This is a genomic window from Streptococcus sp. UBA632, from assembly GCF_002300045.1.
In the GTDB taxonomy this organism is placed as follows: domain Bacteria; phylum Bacillota; class Bacilli; order Lactobacillales; family Streptococcaceae; genus Streptococcus; species Streptococcus alactolyticus.
Genome location: NZ_DBPA01000006.1, coordinates 40218 through 57611 on the forward strand (window position 1 = coordinate 40218; position 17394 = coordinate 57611).

Below are 17394 nucleotides of genomic sequence, written 5' to 3' on the forward strand. Positions count from 1 at the left end.
GTTATCACTCCATTACTTTTTCATAAACCTGCACTAATTCATGAGCCACCTTGTCAATGCTGCGACTCTCAGCCACATGATAACCTGCCTCACGTGTAGAGGTTTTATCAGCAAGCACCTGTCTAAGCGCCTTGACAAAACCAGGAACATCGCTGGCAAAGGTAGCTGATTTATCATCCAACCAACCCTTATAAACGGGAATATCACGCAAAACGACTCGTTGGTGACTAGCCAAAGCCTCTAAGACCACGATACCTTCTGTTTCTTCACGACTTGGGAAAAAGAAAGCATCCGAACCACTCATAGCTCCCTCAAAAACATCACCTTTAATGTAGCCTGCAAAAGTAACATTTTCAGGGTGGTCGTGTTCGACTAAACGTCTGACTTTATGCGGAATCACCCATTTGTTTGTATCTCCAAACCAAATAAATCGGACATCAGGCATCTGCTCAGCGACCTTGATAAAATCATCAATACCCTTGCGCATGAAATACAATCCCGCACAAATAACCACTTTGTCATCAGATTTTAGCTTAAAATAATCCCTAAAAGCCTGCTCTTTTTGTGGATTTGGCACATAACGTGACAAATCAATGCCATTTGACACTGCATAAATAGGTGTTTGAACCCCATAACCTGCAATCAAAGATTTAGAATACTCGGTTGGAGTGATGACCGCATCGGCTGTTTGGTAAAAATGACGCAAATAGCGTTTCACCAAAGGGGAAACCAAATTAGAACCAATGAAAGAGTTTCTAAAATCTTCCTCCGTCGAATGCCCATGCACAATCACCTTTTTCCCAGCCCTTTTAGCCTGATGGAGCAGGTAACCACTCCTTAGACCGTAAGTGTTAATATGAATCAAATCGTAATCATCTTCAGGATTGATGGTATAAGCTTGTCCTACCATGTTTAAAGCGCGTTCTTGGTGTTTTATCGCACGCCCAATACCTGATTTACTCAAATAATTTTCCGCTTCCAAATATAGTAAAACTTTCATACTATTTATTATAGCTTATTTTCTGTTTTTTTTCATTTAAAGACAAAAAAGTGCCTGATTAGACACTTTTTTGCGGATACTCGGCGACTGCATCGCGAGTTTTTTTAAGGAAAGATCTCTAAGATTAAATTTAACGTGTGGTTCCACGTACAGTCACGCCATGGTTTAGAATGATTTCTTTTTCTTCTAACTCTTCTTTGTTCATGATTTTAGTGAGCATACGCATACTAACAGCCCCTAAATCATAAACTGGCTGACTGATACTTGTTAGGTTTGGACGTGTGTAGGAAGTGATTGGTGAATCATTGCTTGTGATGATTTCAAAATCTTCTGGAACATTGACACCCGCTTCAAACAAGCCATTAAGCAAGCCTGCTGCTAATTCATCTTCTGCCACATAAGCTGCGGTAGCACCTGAATTGAGCACACGCTTGGCTAACTCAAACCCATCTTTATAGTTGTAATTGATTTCAAAGACAAGACCTTCTTTGAACGATAAGTTGTTCTTTTCAAGACCTTGCTTATAGCCAGCTAAGCGAACTTTACCATTGATTTCGTCAATGAGCGGACCTGAAACAAAAGCGATTTCTTGGTTATTCTCAGCTAAGCGATCCACAACATCAGCCACAGCAGCCTTGTAATCAATATTAACACTTGGCAATTGGTGGTCTAAATCAACAGTACCGGCAAGAACAACTGGTGTACGTGAGCGAGAGAACTCTGCACGAATTTTTTCAGTCAAATGGTGTCCCATAAAGATAATACCGTCCACTTGTTTGGCAAACAAGGTGTTGATAACGTTGATTTCTTTGTCATCGTCTTCATCACTAGATGCTAGGACAATATTATACTTATACATAGCAGCGATATCATCTATCCCTTTTGCTAGAATTGAGAAATAACTATTGGCAATATTTGGGATAACCACACCGACAGTTGTCGTTTTTTTACTTGCCAAACCACGAGCAACGGCATTTGGACGATAATCCAAACGTTCAATGACTTCAAGAACTTTTTTACGTGTGTTTTCTTTGACATTTTTGTTTCCGTTTACAACACGGCTGACAGTTGCCATAGAAACACCAGCTTCTCGGGCAACGTCGTAAATTGTAATCGTATCATCAGTATTCATTGTTGGACTTCCTTTCTATTTGAAAATTTCGCTTTCATCATATTCTATCATTTTTTATAAACGCTTTCAAGTACTAAAGCACTCTTTTTAATTTTTAAAAGCTACTTTTTCGCTTAACCAAGCCGTTTTGCAGCTATCTCTAATCTTTATTTTTTTCAAGAAAGACTTGATTTTTTTACTTTTTTTTGAAAAAATGTGAGTAATAGAAAGAAGGGTTCTTATGTCTAAATTAACACAAATTCGTTCTTATCTTCAGCAAGAAAAAGCTAACCTTGCGGTTTTTTCTGACCCTGTAACGGTCAACTATTTGACTGGTTTTTACTGTGACCCACATGAACGCCAAATGTTCCTCTTTGTTTACAGTGACCGTGACCCTGTGCTTTTTGTTCCAGCACTAGAAGTGGCACGCGCTAGCCAAGTCCTTGATTTCACTGTTTTTGGCTATGTGGATTCTGAAAACCCTTGGCAAAAAATCAAAGCAGATTTGCCATCAACTGACAGCAGCAAAATTTTTGCAGAATTTGACAACCTTAATCTAACCAAATTCCAAGGCTTGCAAACTGTTTTTGATGGGCATTTTGAAAACTTGACACCGTTTATTCAAAAAATGCGCCTCATCAAATCACAAGACGAAATCGACAAAATGTTGGTTGCTGGACAATTTGCGGATAAGGCTGTTCACGTAGGATTTGACAACATTTCACTCAACAATACCGAAACAGACATCATCGCGATGATTGAGTTTGAAATGAAAAAACAAGGCATCAACAAAATGAGTTTTGATACTATGGTTTTGACTGGTAATAACGCTGCCAACCCACACGGTATTCCAGGTACCAACAAAATCGAAAACAACGCTCTTTTGCTCTTTGACCTTGGTGTTGAAACGCTGGGTTACACTAGTGATATGACGCGTACTGTTGCGGTCGGCAAACCAGACCAATTCAAAAAAGACATTTACGAACTTTGCTTGGAAGCCCAATTAACCGCTCAAGACTTTATCAAACCAGGTGTAACCGCTGCTGAAGTCGATGCTGCGGCTCGCAATGTGATTGAAAAAGCAGGTTACGGTGAATACTTCAACCATCGTCTTGGACACGGAATCGGTATGGACGTGCACGAATTCCCATCAATCATGGCAGGAAACGACTTGGTTATCGAAGAAGGCATGTGCTTCTCTATTGAACCTGGTATCTACATTCCTGGTAAAGTTGGGGTTCGTATTGAAGATTGCGGTCATGTGACCAAATCAGGATTTGAAGTCTTTACCCAAACACCAAAAGAATTACTTTACTTTGAAGGCTAAACACAAGAAAAAACGTTCAACATCTGAACGTTTTTTTGTTAATGCCCTGCATTTCCTAGCAAATTAACCATCAAGACTCCGACAATAATCAAGCCCAAACCAATAATGGTGTAAAGATTGAGCTTTTCATTGAAAACCAAGATGGAAATAACAGCCGTTACTAGCAAACCAACACCTGACCAAGTGGCATAGGTAATCCCCAGTGGAATTTTTTTCATGGCTAATGACAAGAAAAAGAAACACACTCCATAACTCAACAGGGCTGATACACCAGGTAAGGGTTTACTAAACCCTTCTGATACTTTTAACAATGTTGTCCCCAACAACTCACCTATTATCGCGATAAACAGGTAGATATACGACACAACTGATTGACCTCCTTATGTCTTGCTTTATCTATTGTATCTACGTTTTGCATCTCTTGTGGTAAAATAAAAGATAGATAACCCTATTTTATTTTAAATAGGTAAAAAAAACAAGTCTTAATTCTAATGATATGGTCATTTTAGTAACAATGATTAACTAGAAAGGAATGTGACAATGACATCTAAAGAAACCATCAAAGAAACCGTTCGTGCTGCATTTGATAACCGCGTGGCCGTTCGTGTCTATAATGACAAAGCCATTTCGCGTGAGGATATGGAATTTATTTTGGATAGTGCTTGGCTAAGCCCTTCTTCTATCGGATTAGAAGGTTGGCGTTTTGTCGTCTTGGACCGTCCACACATTGCCAAACTGCGTCAAGAACTCAATGCCGTCGCTTGGGGTGCCCAATACCAGCTGGACACTGCTAGTCATTTTGTCTTGCTCCTTGCAGAAAAAAATGCCCGCTACGATTCTGAATCGGTCAAAGAAAGCTTGATTCGTCGTGGGTTTATTGGTGAGGAAGAGCTCAATGCTCGCTTGGCGACTTATAAATCTTTCCAAAAAAACGACATGAAGATGGCTGATAATTCAAGAGCCTTGTTTGATTGGACAGCAAAGCAAACCTACATCGCTCTTGGCAATATGATGACCACAGCTAGCATGATTGGCATTGATTCTTGCCCGATTGAGGGCTTCAACTATGACAAGGTCAATACTATTTTGGCTCAGGAAGGCATCATTGACCCTGACAAAGAAGGCATTGCCAGCATGGTATCCTTTGGCTATCGCCTCCGTGACCCAAAACACCCACGCTCACGCAAACCACGCGAAGAAGTCATCACTTGGTGGGATTAAAAACCAAAAGGCTAGGACTTGTGTCCTAGCCTTTTTAACTGCTTAATAATAACCATAACGGATAGCCGATAGCTGCTGCAAAGCTTTAAATAAGTCGGATTGTTCTTTGGATAAAACAATGTGATTATCTGCCATGACCTTTACCAGTTCGATGTTCATTTGATTAAAGATAAAAGGCGTTGAGGTACCACTTGTTTTTAATTCCTGACGGTACTTGACCAAGAGTGCCTTCAAAGGCTCTTTTTTTCTATCATTTGCCATTGATGCGATTAATTCCTCAAAAATAGGCAAGGCTGCCTCTCTTCTCTCTTTACCACCTGAAAACCATTTTATTCCCATCATAATCACCCCTTCTATCACCTTTCGGTATCTTCTTAATGCTTACTAGTATAGCACACTTTTCAAAACAATGGACAGCTTAGTCACAAACGGTTATTTTTAAGTCCTAAACGGTTCTAAAAACAAAAAAAGCTCACCACGGAGCTTTTTTATGGTGATTAACGTGCATTGAAATTTTTCATTTGGCGTTTGATATCGCGGTCTTGTTCGCGGCGTTTGATGGATTCGCGCTTATCGTAATCGTGTTTTCCTTTTGCCACACCGAGCAAGACTTTAGCAAAGCCATTTTTCAAATAAACCTTGAGAGGAACGAGGGTCATCCCTGTTCCTTTTAATTCATTGGCTAATTTGTCAATTTCACGTTTTTTCAGCAATAATTTTCGAGTGCGGTCGGGGTCTTGATTCCAGATATTCCCTTGCTCAAAAGGAGAAATGTGGACATTAATGAGCCAAGCTTCTCCGTTTTTAATTTGAGCGTAGCCGTCCTTTAGTTGAATACGAGCAGCACGAACGCTTTTGATTTCAGTCCCTGTTAGGACTATTCCTGCTTCAATTGTATCAATAATGTTATAGTCATGACGAGCTTTTTTATTTTGGGCCACGACATTTCCTTCACCTTTTGGCATAGCGATACCTCTCTTGAACCTTTGTCGTCACGTTATAGCGACTTATTTCTTTTTACGTTTTTTTTTCTTGGCAACCTCTTTGTAAAAAGGTTTCTTACCTGATTTTTTAGCTGGTTTAGAGCCTTTGCGTTTTTTAGATTTGTGGTCCTTTGCTTGGTCTGATTTTGGTCGGCGTTTGTCCTTGTTAGAGCGGTCCTTACGGGATTTTTTCACTTTTTCAATCACGTCATACTCGCTTGGTAGGTATTCAAAGTCAATGTCGCCTGTTTCCTTGTCGGCACGAACCAACTTAATCTTAATTGGTTGCCCCACACGAAAGACCTTGCCAGACTTCTCACCTTGCAGCGTCATGGTACGCTCATTGTAGTTGTAAAATTCTGGGAGAGTCGTGATGTGAATCAACCCTTCAATGGTATTTGGCAATTCAATAAACAGACCAAATTTGACAACGCTAGATACCACACCTTCAAACTCTTCGCCAACGTATTCTTCCATGTATTCTGCTTTTTTCATAGCTTCTACTACGCGTTCAGCGTCGATAGCCCGGCGTTCAAGGGTTGATGAGGAAGTGGCTAATTCAGGGATAACTTGTCTGAAATGCTCGATTTTCTCATCAGTGACCTGCGTGTATTCGCGAATCATGCGGTGAACCAGAAGGTCAGGATAACGGCGAATTGGGCTGGTAAAGTGGGTATAATACTCTGCTGCCAGACCATAATGCCCATGATTGTGTTCTGAATAGCGGGCTTGTTGCATCGAACGCAGCAACATCATGTTCAAAACGTCTGCACCTGGCTTATTTTCCACCTTAGCCATGAATTCTTGCAAGGCTTGTTGGGTGATTTTATTGGCCGTCCCATGAATGTGAATGCCAAAAATACTTGCATAATCAAGGAATTTTTGCAATTTCTCTGCTTTAGGCTCTTCGTGAATACGATAGATAAAAGGCAATTTGCGTTTTGAGAAATGTTCTGCTACGGTTTCATTGGCTGCCAACATGAAAGACTCAATCATGCGTTCAGCTACACCACGCTGACGCAAGACGATATCCACAGGCATCCCTTTATCATTGATGATAATTTTTGCCTCATTGGTATCAAAATTCAAAGCCCCACGACGCACACGCATTTTCTCCAAAATGGCGTGCAAATCAGCCATGTGGTGAATCGATTCAACAATCGGCTGGTATTTTTCTGCCAATTCGTCATCCCCAGCAAGGATAGCATTGACATCACTATAAGTCATGCGGAAAGTGGTGTTAATCACTGATTGGCAAATTTGGTGATTGACCACACGACCCTTGCGATCGATTTCCATCAGACAAGATTGCGTCAAACGGTCCACATTTGGATTGAGGGAACAAATTCCATTTGACAAACGCTCAGGCAGCATAGGTACCACACGGTCCGTTACATAAACAGAAGTTCCACGCGCCACTGCCTCACGGTTTAGGGCAGAGCCTTCTGTCACATAATAAGATACGTCCGCAATATGCACACCCAATTCAAAATGGCCATTATCAAGCAATTTAATATGTACGGCATCGTCCAAGTCCTTGGCATCCGCACCGTCAATGGTAAACGTCACTTCTTGACGCAAATCCACTCGCCCAATCAAATCTTTGTTTGTTGGTGCATTGGGCACAGCATTGGCTTCCGCAAGCACATCATCTGGAAAGTCAGACACGATGTCCATCGATTCCAAGACCTCCAAGACATCAATCCCCACATCGCCTTGATGTCCCACAATATCACGCACTTGACCGACAAAATAATCGTGGCCACGCGTTGGGTACTTGTCAATATCTACCTTGATAATCTCAGTTCCGTCCAAGACCACGGGCTCTTTTTTGATGTAAATTTTTTGTTGGATTTTTTGGTTTTTAGATTTGATGTAACCAGCATATTTTGGCTTTTCATCATCGAGGATAAATTTCCCCACAACAGTCTTCAGGCTGCGTTCCACAATGCCAACAATTTTAGCTTCAGCAGCTGTTCCTTTCAAACGGTTAGCAGGCTTTTTAATGACTGCCTCAACCGTATCCCCATCAATCGCATAGCCAACATCATTGCGACCGATAAACATATCGTCTTCATTCTCATCAACGATTAAAAAGCCAAAGCCAGCCTTATTTGCTCGAAAAATCCCTGTAACGGTAACTTCTTTTTTCTTTTCTTGTTTCTTACGCAAAGATAGCATACCAGCGTCATTAAAACGCAACTTTCCCTGACTTTCAAGGGTTGAAATTTCCTTAATCAGCTTAGGAAATTTCTTAGCTCCAGTCATCTCCAAAGCCTCGGCTAATTCATTCACCGTCACTTTTTCTCGTGTTTCTAAATACGTTATAATTTTGTCATTCATCATACTGCTTTTTTGGCTTTTTCCTCTAAAAAGCCTTTTATATCCTCACCTTTAATCTCTTGATTTGGAAAAGCAAGTACTGTGAACTCGCTTTTACCACTTTCATTCATAATAAAAAATGAGCTGACTGACCAGCTCATGAGTTCTTAGACACCATTCAAGATGAGCGGCTAAGACAAAGTCCGTCCCTAACCGCTATCTAGTTACTTGATAAGATTGCTAGTACTAAAGCAATGGCTAACCAAAAGAAAACCAAAATGGCTGTAAAACGTTGCATGAATGCTTCAAAGCCACGTGCCTTTGTACGCTCAAACAAAGCTTCAGAGCTATTACTATCAAAGACATTGCTACTTGGATTCTTTTGTGGTTGCATTAAAATCGAAATCACAATAATAACTGATAAAATCAGTAAAACGGTTAATAAAAAGTCGTACATTTATGCCATCAAGAATACCGAAGCATTCTTTTTTCCTTCCTACACTATGGTCAATACTACTTTAACATAAAACTTATCAAGATTCAATATGTAGGGTCACTTTTCGTTCTTTTGGACAATATTTGGGTACCTCAATCCGTTCTGGATGGGTGGTTTTGTTTTTACTGGTCAGATAATTTTTTTGACCACAACTGCTACACGTTAAATGAATCTTTACTCTCACACTATTTCCTTAACTGTTAAATATTTTCTAAAGGTAATCAAACTCCACACAAAGTTGGCTAGGACAATCAGACTGGTTACATAAAAGACTGAACGATAGCCAAGACCTGTGGCAACAGCTGAACCAATGAATGGCCCAATAACTTGTCCTAAGTAACTAAAGGTTTGATTGTAACTAAAGATTCGCGATATCCCTTCTCGTGGTGCAATCTTATTCAAAAGCGAATTGATACTTGGCATCAAAGCCCCTGTCCCAAAACCGTAGAAGAAACGCACAATTCCCAATTGGAGGGTATTTTGGGAGAGGGCTGATAAGATATACATGCAAAAACTATAAAAAAGAGCAATAAGCAACAAACGGTGGTTACCAATCTTATCCCCAAGTTTTCCAAGGCTTGAGCTAGAAAGCATACTTGAGAAACCTAACGCCGAAACGATCAATCCTGAAACAAACATCAGATTTTCTTTTTGCCCCAAATGACGAATGTACATGGTCAAAATTGGAGCAATGGATTGCGCAGAAATTTGAATGGTCATGCTGGTGATAAACAAGCCAATCAAGATTTGTTTGTCTTTAATTGCTTCAAACACTTCGCGGGTTGATAAATCTTTTTCCTTGGTAACAGGCTTGAAATCTTCCTTGATAAAGAAGAAAGTCAACAAGTTACAAAGTAACAAGATAAAGCCGACCAATAAAAAAACGTGGCGGATACCTAGCCACTGAGCTAATACCCCACCAATTAAAGGACCCACCAAGGTTCCACCAATAACCCCTGTTGCTAAGGTTCCTAGAGCATAACCCGAACGTTCTTTGGGAACTTGACTAGCAATCAGAGCGGTTGAATTGGGCACATAACCCGAAAGCAAACCATTTAACACGCGCAAAGCCAACAACCAATACACATTGTGAACAAAGGCTAACCCCCCCATAGTAAAGGTCATGGCCAAACTTGCCCGCACCATCATTGGCTTACGACCATAACGGTCCGCAAAACGCCCCCACACTGGTGAAATCAAGGCTGAACTTAGTGCCGACAGCGAAACCGCCAAACCAGCGTACCAGTCAATCATATCCTTAGGAGCGCCTAATTCCTCAATATACACAATCATGAATGGCATAACAAGTGAAAAACTTGCCCCAGTAAAGAAATTACCGAGCCAAGCTATACGGAGATTTTGTTGCCAATTAACTTCGCGACTAATAATAACCCCTTCTTTCTAAAAAAATCATTGATATTATAGCACACTTTTTTCTTAATGGAAAAGTGATTATACAAGAAATTGTTTTTACAGCGTAAAAAGCTAAGGTTGGGATAAGTCTGTCAATAGAGCTTCTACTTGCTTCTCTAGGGCAGCTTTATCGCCATTATTATCTAAGATATGGTCCGCATAAGCCAGTTTCTCTTTGGTCGGCATTTGGCTAGCCATACGCTTTTTGGCCTCAGCTAACGTGAGATGATTACGCGCCATCAAGCGATTTAACTGCGTTTCATCGTCCACAACCACCAACCAAATGGCATCGAACCAACCCACATAATCCAACTCAATCAACAAGGGAATGTCCATGAAAAAGAGGCTTTCCGTTTTGGCAAGTTCCTGACGACGTTGGGCGAGTTCCTGACGAATAATATCGTTTTGCAAAGCAGATGACTTGGCCATCATCTCTTGATTTCCAAAAATTGCTTGCCCTAAGGCTTGACGGTCAAGTTCACCATTGTCCTGTAAAATGGCATCACCTAGCCAATCAAACAAAGCTTGATACAGCCTGCCACCTTTTTTTTGCAAGTCATGCACCACTTGGTCAGCGTCAATCACCTGATAACCGTGTTTGCGAAGCTGGGCTACCACCGTTGATTTGCCAGAAGCAATGCCGCCTGTAATACCAACTATCTTCGTCATCGTTTTTGGCACCTCGGACAAATATGCGTGCCACGCCCGCCCACCTTGATTTTTTCAATAGGCGTTCCACAACGTGGGCAAGGCTGACCTGTTTTGCCATAAACCTGCAAAAAATCCTGCATGCGGCCATTTTCACCAAAGGCATTCTGATACGTTCGAACCGTTGTTCCACCTTTTTCAATGGCCAACTGCAAAATACGAATAATCTCGTCATGAAGCAAGGTGATTTCAGGACTTGTCAAAGTCGAACTCACACGTTCTGGATGAATTTTTGCTGCCCAAAGCACCTCATCGACGTAGATATTACCCAAGCCAACCACCAACGTTTGGTCCAAAAGATGCGGTTTTATCAGTTTTTTTGATTGTCCCAGTTGCTTTTCAAAAGTTGCTAAATCAAAAGCCGCTTTGGTTGGCTCTGGTCCAAGCTTCCTCTTTTGGAAATAAGGCTCAACTTGCTCAGGCAACAACAATTCCATTGTGCCAAACTTGCGGACATCTTGGTAAACCAAGGTTGAGCCATCATCTAACGTGAAAAAGACGTGAAAATGCTTGTTTTCAGGAACTTCTTGTGGAAAAAGCAGGTATTTTCCTTCCATACGCAGATGGGACACAATCACTTGCCTATCTAATTGCAGCAACAAATATTTACCACGGCGGCCAATGGCCTGAAACGTTTGCCCAATTAGGTCTATTTCAAAGGCTTCGACACCTGTCTTTATCAGTTTAGGCACACGCACGTCAATGGCTTCAATTTTACGCCCCAAAATCAACTTTTCCAAACCGCGTCTAACGGTTTCAACTTCAGGTAATTCAGGCATAACAACACTAGCAAGCAGCCTAAACCTTTAGACTGCTTGATTTTCCTTTCTGTAAGATCTCAGAGTTTAGCAAAAGCTATCTCTTTTAGTATTCTTTTTCGTTATAGCCAAAGTCCGCCAAATCTAGTTTTTTATCACGCCAATTTTTCTTGACTTTAACCCATGTTTCAAGATAAACCTTATCACCGAGCATGATTTCAATATCACGGCGAGCTAAAGTACCAATTTTTTTCAACATGGCACCATGTTTCCCGATAATAATGCCTTTTTGGCTGTTTCGTTCCACCATGATAGTTGCTTGAATGTGAATTTTATCCGTTTCAGGGTCGCGTTTCATCGAATCCACCACAACAGCAACTGAGTGTGGCACTTCTTGTTCAGTGAGGGTCAAGATTTTTTCACGAATCATTTCAGATACCAAGAAACGTTCAGGGTGGTCAGTTATTTGGTCTTCTGGGAAATATTGGAAACCTTCTTCCAAATTCTCAGTCAAGATAGTCAACAATCTATCCACATTGTTACCTTGAAGGGCTGAAATTGGGATAATTTCTTTGAAATCCATTTGGTCACGGAAATCATCGATTTGCTCCAACAATTGGTCAGGATGAACCTTGTCAATTTTGTTGATAACCAAGATAACAGGCACCTTAGCTTCTTTCAAACGCTCGATAATCATGTCATCGCCCTTACCACGTTTTTCATCGGCAGGCACCATAAAGAGTACCGTATCCACTTCGCGCAAGGTACTATAAGCTGATTCCACCATAAAATCGCCTAGAGCCGTCTTAGGTTTGTGAATACCTGGTGTGTCGATAAAGACGATTTGCTCTGTTTCTGTCGTGTAAATCCCCATGATTTTATTACGCGTTGTTTGAGCTTTATTACTCATAATCGCAATTTTTTGACCCATTACACGATTTAAAAAGGTTGATTTTCCAACATTTGGACGACCTAAAATAGCAACAAAACCTGATTTAAACATAAGATAATAAGGACGCATCTCACAACGTCCTACTCCTTTCCATCATCTACCATAAGCTCTTATCACTAAGGATAAGTTCAAAGAATTTTAGCAGTTTTGGGACAAAGATAATCAAGCCCGTAATCACTGCATATCCTGACATCAATAAAACAGCACCAGCAGCCATGTCCTTAGCATTTTTCGCTAACATGGAAAAATGGTAGTTGCTGGCTAAATCCACAACATTTTCAATAGCCGAATTAACGACTTCAAGCGTAATCACTAAAAATATGACCAACAGCAAAAAGAGCCACTCGACAGCTGAAATACGAAAAATCGCACCTGCCATGCAGGCTAAAATCGCTGAAAACATGTGTTTGCGCATATTGCGCTCTTCTTTTAACGCGGTAATAATCCCAGTAATCGCAAATTCTAAACTTGATACTAGGGTACGGTTCTTCCACTTCTTTGGGGAATGCTTATCTCTTGAGTCCATAGGCGGTTAAAATTTCTTCCTGTAACGTAAACATTTCTTTTTCTTCTTCTGGTGTGTAATGATCGTAACCATTGATGTGTAAGAAACCATGAACCGCAAGAAATCCCATTTCACGTTCAAAAGAGTGACCATATTCTTCGGCTTGCTCACGCGCCTTATCCACTGAAATGAACAACTCTCCAATATAAGCATCAAATTCGTCGAGCATTTCGACCAATTCAGGATTGTCTTTCAAATCTTCTTCTGAAAATGACAGACCTGAGTCTGGCTTGTACTCCAAGCTAATCACGTCCGTTGGACGATCTGTATGACGATACTTCAAGTTCAATTCGTGACTGCGTTCATTTGTCACAAAAGTCACAGACATTTCCTTGTTTTCTTTACCTGTCTTTTCAGCAGCAAACTCCAATAAATCAAGCGTTTGTTTCTTGATGGCTTCTGAAACTTGACCAGTTTCATCTATCATTTCAACGTACATAATATTCTTCTTTCAACTGTATTCTTGTCAATAATATTATACCACAATAAGTGTTGGAGTGCTATTTTATGTCCCAATTCCCCATTTTAAAAGACTTCTTGGAAAACAAGAAGTCTTTGGTTAAGCAATTAGTTATCTGTCGTATCTACCTCTTTGGGCAATTCGCCGATGGTTTCATAATTGGCAAAGTTCGATTCATTTTGAGCGTGTCTCTGTTCAGGCGAAACTTGAGGTGCTTGCTCAGACTCGTAAGCGTTGATAATTTCAGCCACGACAGGATGACGCACCACGTCATTTGCTGAGAAATGCACAAAGTCAATTTGCTTGATGTGTTTGAGCTTTTCAGTCGCGTCAATCAAACCTGATTTGACTTTTTTAGGCAAATCAATCTGGCTAGTATCTCCATTGATAATCATCTTAGAGTGGAAACCTAGACGAGTCAAGAACATCTTCATTTGCATGATGGTCGTGTTTTGGGCCTCATCTAAAATGACAAAAGCGTCATCAAGCGTCCGACCACGCATATACGCCAACGGAGCAATTTCAATAATGTCGCGCTCCATGAGACGAGTGGTTTGCTCCTTGCCTAAGATTTGATAAAGGGCATCGTAAACAGGACGAAGGTAAGGGTCCACTTTTTCCTTCAAATCACCAGGCAAAAAACCTAGATTTTCACCAGCTTCAACGGCTGGACGCGTCAAAATAATGCGTTTAACCTGACCACGTTTAAGAGCCGTCACTGCCAAGGTCACCGCCAAAAAGGTCTTACCAGTCCCCGCAGGTCCAATCCCAAACACAACATCATGTGATTTGACACTATCGACATAAACCTTTTGCCCCAAAGTCTTAACACGGATAGGCTTGCCTGAATTGTCCTTGATAATTTCTTCTTCGTATAGGGCAACAAATTTATCTACCGAACCATCTTGTGCCATGCTCAAAGCCGTCACCACATCTGAAGTGTTGATGAGCATGCCACGTCCCACCAAAATCAACAAAGCTTGAATGGTCAGACGGGCTAATTCGACACTATCTTCATCATCCCCTAAAATCTGCACCCGCTCAGTTCGTGCGTGGATAATGACGCCCAAGTTATCTTCAATCAATTTTAAATGACGCTCATTTGAGCCAAACAAAGCCAACACATCATCTGGATGGCTTAACGTAATCTCAGTCGAATACTCTTGCAAATAGAGTCCCTCTTTCTTTTGTATCTGATAAACCTATTATAGCTCATTTACCACAAAAAATCACGACTTGCGTGATTTCTTGCTTATCTTTATTGAAAATGGCGGTGCTAAATGAACAATAAGAAAATTCCTAATACAATATATATCTCATTGATACTAAGCCACTAAAAAATGATACTATCTCACTAAATAATAAGTAAGCGGTTGGATAAATGAGAAGTAAATTATAATATAAGGCTAAGATAAACAATTCCAACTTATTAATGCACTTATTTCTATCTGATAACTGAAAGGAAACATCATGAAAAAAACGATAATGGGTCTGATCGCGTTTAGCGCTGTGCTAACTTTAACAGCATGTAGTCATAAAAGTACTGAAAGTGCTGATACCTTTAATCAATCAACTACACAAACTATTGAAACTGGAAATATCAAAGGGAAAAAAGATACGGAAAATAATGCTTTAGAATGGCTAGGCGTTCCTTATGCACAAGCTGAACGTTGGCAAGCTCCAAAAGAAGTAGATAAATGGGACGATACTTTTGATGCAACAGAATACGGAGAAAAAGATATTCAATTTTCTAATAACGAAGTCGTCGGCTCTGAAAATGAATTAAATTTAGATATTGTACGTCCTGATACAGATGAAACAGATTTACCAGTTTTAGTCTTTTTACATGGTGGTAACAACCAAACTGGTCATGCTCAGGAAATCAAAGGAAATACTCTCGCAAATGATTTAAACGCAGTCTATGTGTCTGTTAATTACCGATTAGGAGCATTAGGTTTCAATCCTCTGGATGCTTTAAAAACTGGATCAGATGAAGAAAATTCTGGTAATTTTGCGTTACTGGATATCGCTCAAGCACTAGACTGGGTAGAAAAGAATATTGAAACCTTCGGTGGTAACAAAGATAATGTGACCTTAGCTGGATTTTCAGCAGGAGGTCGAGATGTTATGGCCACTTTAATTTCACCTACTTTCAAAGGAAAATATGACAAGGCTATCTCCTTTAGCGGTGGAATGACACTTTCAGATGAAGAGGAAAGTCAAGAGATTTTCGCAACAGCTATTGCACCTTTAGTTGTTGAAGATGGCCTACAACCAACTGAAGAAGATGCTAAAAACTGGCTCCTCGAAGATAATAATGAAGTTGCTGATTATCTCAAAAATCTTTCTGCTGATCGTTTAGCTCCACTTATGGGAAATGCAGGTATTCGCATGTCTGTTTTCCCACATCTTTATAAAGATGGAACTGTTATTCCAGAAGAAGGCTTTGAGACTGAAACATTCAACGATGTGCCGCTTATGCTTGTCACTGGAACTAATGAATTTTCACTCTTTATTGCATCAGATGAGCGCTTCGCAGAGGATTTTAATAGTGGGGACTTATTCCAAGATGAACAAAAACAAGCAGAATTTGACTATTCAAGAAATTACGGTGGTCAACTTTACAGACTTTCAAATGGGGTTGACAGTGCACGAAAATTAGCAGGAAAATATAATTCAGATATCTATATTTCAGAAATTTTCTATGGCGATGATTCAAATGTAACACCTCAATTAGCATCAACTCTAGGAGCTTTTCACGGTATCTTTAAAGCAATGCTTCAAACTCCGTCAAACTATGCTGCATTTATTGGAGAAGAATTTGATAACGATGGTGCTAAGGACATGTCAAGTGACTTTAAGGCTTACCTGAAAAACTTCTTAGCCTCAGGTAATCCAAACGATAAAAATTTGGTTAATTGGCCAAAATGGTCAGAGCAAAGCGAAGTCCTATCAATTTCTGCTACTGAAAATGCTAAAGACATTAAAGCAGCGACTGATAGTGAGACTGCCAGTGATATTTTAGAAAAAATGCAAGCGGACACTACCTTATCTGAAGGGGTAAAAAATGAATTGAATACAACTGTATTAAGTGGTCGCTGGTTCTCCGCTCCTCTTGATGAAATCTATTCTAGTCAAGAAGAGCAAGTTGTTAAAAATTAACTCATAATTAAAAGCAATAGCCTCAGTGCTATTGCTTTTATATTAACAATAATACCAATAATTCATTTATTAGAAAAAGTGCTAAAAAAGAGAGGTTATAACCTCTCAATGTGCTAAATAATCTTCCCAAATCTGGTCAAAGTCACTAAGATTGAAGGTGAAGTCCGCCTCATTTTCCAAATAAGTGCTGATAACTTCAAAATCATCGCTATGCTTTGGGAAAGTTGAATCTTCAAATACCAAGTCCGCTAAAATAGCGACAGGTTCGTGACTTTTGGGGTTACGCTGGGTCATTAACCAGGTATAAAATGATTTTCTCATTGCCAATACTCCTTTAAAAACTGATGTCGGATGGCGCTACTTTGGGCATAGCGTTCAGGGTTCTTTTTGTAGAAACCTTGGTGATAGTCCTCAGCCACGTAAAATGCTTGTGCAGGTTCAATCGTCGTCACGATAGGTGAATGAAAACGTCCTGACTCTTGTAGGGCTTGTTTGGATTGCTCTGCGATGCGACGTTGCTTGTCGTTTTCATAAAAAATCACAGGACGGTAATTATCACCGCGGTCCTCAAATTGCCCAAACGCATCCGTCGGATCTGTCTGTGCCCAGTAAATCTCCACCAAATCCGCATAAGAAATAATGTGCTCATCAAAAATAATCTCAACTGCTTCGGTATGCCCTGTCTGGTGGGCTTTGACTTGCTCATAAGTTGGATGAGGCACATGACCTCCAGTGTAGCCCGAACGCACAGATAAAATACCATCTAATTCCTCAAAAGGCTGCACCATGCACCAAAAACACCCACCTGCAAAAATCGCTCGTTCCATTCTAGCACCTCCAAAAATAATGTTTCTATTATAACATAAGACTTTCAAAAAAAGAGCGTGTTAGACCATTTCTAACACAACTCTTTTTG

21 protein-coding genes are annotated in these 17394 nt (G+C 40.3%); 3 read left to right on the forward strand and 18 right to left on the reverse strand.

What is annotated here, in order from left to right; genetic code table 11:
• Positions 1 to 4: 4 nt before the first annotated feature.
• Both B3473_RS00495 and ccpA read right to left on the reverse strand, forming a co-directional pair.
• Positions 5 to 1000 carry a glycosyltransferase gene (locus B3473_RS00495; RefSeq protein WP_154455473.1) on the reverse strand — a complete coding sequence of 332 codons (996 nt, stop codon included), beginning with the start codon at positions 998 to 1000 and terminating at the stop codon, positions 5 to 7.
• Positions 1001 to 1130: 130 nt separating this feature from the next.
• Positions 1131 to 2132, reverse strand: coding sequence for a catabolite control protein A (gene ccpA, locus B3473_RS00500; protein ID WP_154455474.1), 1002 nt, complete (start codon positions 2130 to 2132; stop codon positions 1131 to 1133).
• Positions 2133 to 2352: 220 nt separating this feature from the next.
• Here ccpA and B3473_RS00505 point away from each other — a divergent pair, with 220 nt between their 5' ends.
• Positions 2353 to 3438: a M24 family metallopeptidase gene (locus B3473_RS00505; RefSeq protein ID WP_154455475.1), complete on the forward strand. Its 1086-nt coding sequence runs from the start codon at positions 2353 to 2355 to the stop codon at positions 3436 to 3438.
• Positions 3439 to 3476: 38 nt separating this feature from the next.
• On the opposite strand, the gene B3473_RS00510 is transcribed toward B3473_RS00505, so the two are convergent.
• Positions 3477 to 3803, reverse strand: a complete 327-nt coding sequence (locus B3473_RS00510; protein ID WP_167829331.1) for a DMT family transporter — start codon at positions 3801 to 3803, stop codon at positions 3477 to 3479.
• A gap of 175 nt (positions 3804 to 3978) precedes the next feature.
• On the opposite strand from B3473_RS00510, the gene B3473_RS00515 reads away from it, so the two are divergent.
• Positions 3979 to 4659 (forward strand): NAD(P)H-dependent oxidoreductase, encoded by a 681-nt coding sequence (locus B3473_RS00515; protein WP_154455476.1) that lies wholly within the window; start codon positions 3979 to 3981, stop codon positions 4657 to 4659.
• A gap of 42 nt (positions 4660 to 4701) precedes the next feature.
• On the opposite strand, the gene B3473_RS00520 is transcribed toward B3473_RS00515, so the two are convergent.
• The 13 genes from B3473_RS00520 to B3473_RS00580 all read right to left on the reverse strand — a co-directional run bounded on the left by B3473_RS00520 (position 4702) and on the right by B3473_RS00580 (position 14485).
• The gene (locus tag B3473_RS00520) at positions 4702 to 5001 is read right to left on the reverse strand and encodes a bacteriocin immunity protein (RefSeq protein ID WP_154455477.1); all 300 of its coding nucleotides are present in this window, start codon (positions 4999 to 5001) and stop codon (positions 4702 to 4704) included.
• A gap of 155 nt (positions 5002 to 5156) precedes the next feature.
• Positions 5157 to 5624, reverse strand: coding sequence for an SsrA-binding protein SmpB (gene smpB, locus B3473_RS00525; protein WP_154455425.1), 468 nt, complete (start codon positions 5622 to 5624; stop codon positions 5157 to 5159).
• Positions 5625 to 5666: 42 nt separating this feature from the next.
• A complete protein-coding gene (rnr, locus tag B3473_RS00530; RefSeq protein WP_264879738.1) occupies positions 5667 to 7985 on the reverse strand; it encodes a ribonuclease R in 2319 nt (772 codons plus the stop codon).
• Complete coding sequence (locus B3473_RS00535) at positions 7985 to 8125, reverse strand: hypothetical protein (protein WP_154455426.1); 141 nt, start codon at positions 8123 to 8125, stop codon at positions 7985 to 7987. The genes rnr and B3473_RS00535 overlap by 1 nt, the downstream gene beginning before the upstream one ends.
• A 59-nt stretch (positions 8126 to 8184) precedes the next feature.
• Positions 8185 to 8421 (reverse strand): preprotein translocase subunit SecG, encoded by a 237-nt coding sequence (gene secG, locus B3473_RS00540; protein WP_154455427.1) that lies wholly within the window; start codon positions 8419 to 8421, stop codon positions 8185 to 8187.
• Positions 8422 to 8497: 76 nt separating this feature from the next.
• Positions 8498 to 8644: a 50S ribosomal protein L33 gene (gene rpmG / locus B3473_RS00545; protein WP_167829324.1), complete on the reverse strand. Its 147-nt coding sequence runs from the start codon at positions 8642 to 8644 to the stop codon at positions 8498 to 8500.
• Positions 8641 to 9810, reverse strand: coding sequence for a multidrug efflux MFS transporter (locus B3473_RS00550; RefSeq protein ID WP_167829327.1), 1170 nt, complete (start codon positions 9808 to 9810; stop codon positions 8641 to 8643). The genes rpmG and B3473_RS00550 overlap by 4 nt, the downstream gene beginning before the upstream one ends.
• Positions 9811 to 9945: 135 nt before the next feature.
• Positions 9946 to 10554: a dephospho-CoA kinase gene (gene coaE / locus B3473_RS00555; RefSeq protein WP_167829325.1), complete on the reverse strand. Its 609-nt coding sequence runs from the start codon at positions 10552 to 10554 to the stop codon at positions 9946 to 9948.
• Complete coding sequence (mutM, locus tag B3473_RS00560) at positions 10539 to 11360, reverse strand: DNA-formamidopyrimidine glycosylase (RefSeq protein WP_154455430.1); 822 nt, start codon at positions 11358 to 11360, stop codon at positions 10539 to 10541. Before mutM ends, coaE begins: the two co-directional genes overlap by 16 nt.
• A gap of 85 nt (positions 11361 to 11445) precedes the next feature.
• On the reverse strand, positions 11446 to 12342 hold the full coding sequence (era, locus tag B3473_RS00565) for a GTPase Era (RefSeq protein ID WP_154455440.1): 897 nt from the start codon (positions 12340 to 12342) through the stop codon (positions 11446 to 11448).
• A 46-nt stretch (positions 12343 to 12388) separates the two neighbouring features.
• Positions 12389 to 12817 carry a diacylglycerol kinase family protein gene (locus tag B3473_RS00570; RefSeq protein WP_154455431.1) on the reverse strand — a complete coding sequence of 143 codons (429 nt, stop codon included), beginning with the start codon at positions 12815 to 12817 and terminating at the stop codon, positions 12389 to 12391.
• A complete protein-coding gene (gene ybeY, locus B3473_RS00575; RefSeq protein ID WP_168260478.1) occupies positions 12801 to 13295 on the reverse strand; it encodes an rRNA maturation RNase YbeY in 495 nt (164 codons plus the stop codon). The genes B3473_RS00570 and ybeY overlap by 17 nt, the downstream gene beginning before the upstream one ends.
• A gap of 128 nt (positions 13296 to 13423) precedes the next feature.
• On the reverse strand, positions 13424 to 14485 hold the full coding sequence (locus tag B3473_RS00580; RefSeq protein WP_154455433.1) for a PhoH family protein: 1062 nt from the start codon (positions 14483 to 14485) through the stop codon (positions 13424 to 13426).
• Between the two features lie 301 nt (positions 14486 to 14786).
• Between B3473_RS00580 and B3473_RS00585 the strand changes: the two genes are divergently transcribed.
• Complete coding sequence (locus B3473_RS00585; protein WP_293650844.1) at positions 14787 to 16478, forward strand: carboxylesterase family protein; 1692 nt, start codon at positions 14787 to 14789, stop codon at positions 16476 to 16478.
• 105 nt (positions 16479 to 16583) lie between these two features.
• Here the strand turns inward: B3473_RS00585 and B3473_RS00590 are convergent, their stop codons facing one another.
• Complete coding sequence (locus B3473_RS00590; RefSeq protein ID WP_154455435.1) at positions 16584 to 16799, reverse strand: YozE family protein; 216 nt, start codon at positions 16797 to 16799, stop codon at positions 16584 to 16586.
• Positions 16796 to 17305: a peptide-methionine (S)-S-oxide reductase MsrA gene (gene msrA, locus B3473_RS00595; protein WP_293650847.1), complete on the reverse strand. Its 510-nt coding sequence runs from the start codon at positions 17303 to 17305 to the stop codon at positions 16796 to 16798. The genes B3473_RS00590 and msrA overlap by 4 nt, the downstream gene beginning before the upstream one ends.
• Positions 17306 to 17394 lie beyond the last annotated feature (89 nt).

Bases quoted from the DNA above. Each gene is read 5' to 3' on its own strand.
- B3473_RS00495 (WP_154455473.1), bottom strand. From the start codon at position 1,000: ATGAAAGTTTTACTATATTTGGAAGCGGAAAATTATTTGAGTAAATCA.
- ccpA (WP_154455474.1), bottom strand. From the start codon at position 2,132: ATGAATACTGATGATACGATTACAATTTACGACGTTGCCCGAGAAGCT.
- B3473_RS00505 (WP_154455475.1), top strand. From the start codon at position 2,353: ATGTCTAAATTAACACAAATTCGTTCTTATCTTCAGCAAGAAAAAGCT.
- B3473_RS00515 (WP_154455476.1), top strand. From the start codon at position 3,979: ATGACATCTAAAGAAACCATCAAAGAAACCGTTCGTGCTGCATTTGAT.
- B3473_RS00520 (WP_154455477.1), bottom strand. From the start codon at position 5,001: ATGATGGGAATAAAATGGTTTTCAGGTGGTAAAGAGAGAAGAGAGGCA.
- smpB (WP_154455425.1), bottom strand. From the start codon at position 5,624: ATGCCAAAAGGTGAAGGAAATGTCGTGGCCCAAAATAAAAAAGCTCGT.
- rnr (WP_264879738.1), bottom strand. From the start codon at position 7,985: ATGAATGACAAAATTATAACGTATTTAGAAACACGAGAAAAAGTGACG.
- B3473_RS00535 (WP_154455426.1), bottom strand. From the start codon at position 8,125: ATGAGCTGGTCAGTCAGCTCATTTTTTATTATGAATGAAAGTGGTAAA.
- secG (WP_154455427.1), bottom strand. From the start codon at position 8,421: ATGTACGACTTTTTATTAACCGTTTTACTGATTTTATCAGTTATTATT.
- mutM (WP_154455430.1), bottom strand. From the start codon at position 11,360: ATGCCTGAATTACCTGAAGTTGAAACCGTTAGACGCGGTTTGGAAAAG.
- era (WP_154455440.1), bottom strand. From the start codon at position 12,342: ATGTTTAAATCAGGTTTTGTTGCTATTTTAGGTCGTCCAAATGTTGGA.
- B3473_RS00570 (WP_154455431.1), bottom strand. From the start codon at position 12,817: ATGGACTCAAGAGATAAGCATTCCCCAAAGAAGTGGAAGAACCGTACC.
- ybeY (WP_168260478.1), bottom strand. From the start codon at position 13,295: ATGTACGTTGAAATGATAGATGAAACTGGTCAAGTTTCAGAAGCCATC.
- B3473_RS00585 (WP_293650844.1), top strand. From the start codon at position 14,787: ATGAAAAAAACGATAATGGGTCTGATCGCGTTTAGCGCTGTGCTAACT.
- B3473_RS00590 (WP_154455435.1), bottom strand. From the start codon at position 16,799: ATGAGAAAATCATTTTATACCTGGTTAATGACCCAGCGTAACCCCAAA.
- msrA (WP_293650847.1), bottom strand. From the start codon at position 17,305: ATGGAACGAGCGATTTTTGCAGGTGGGTGTTTTTGGTGCATGGTGCAG.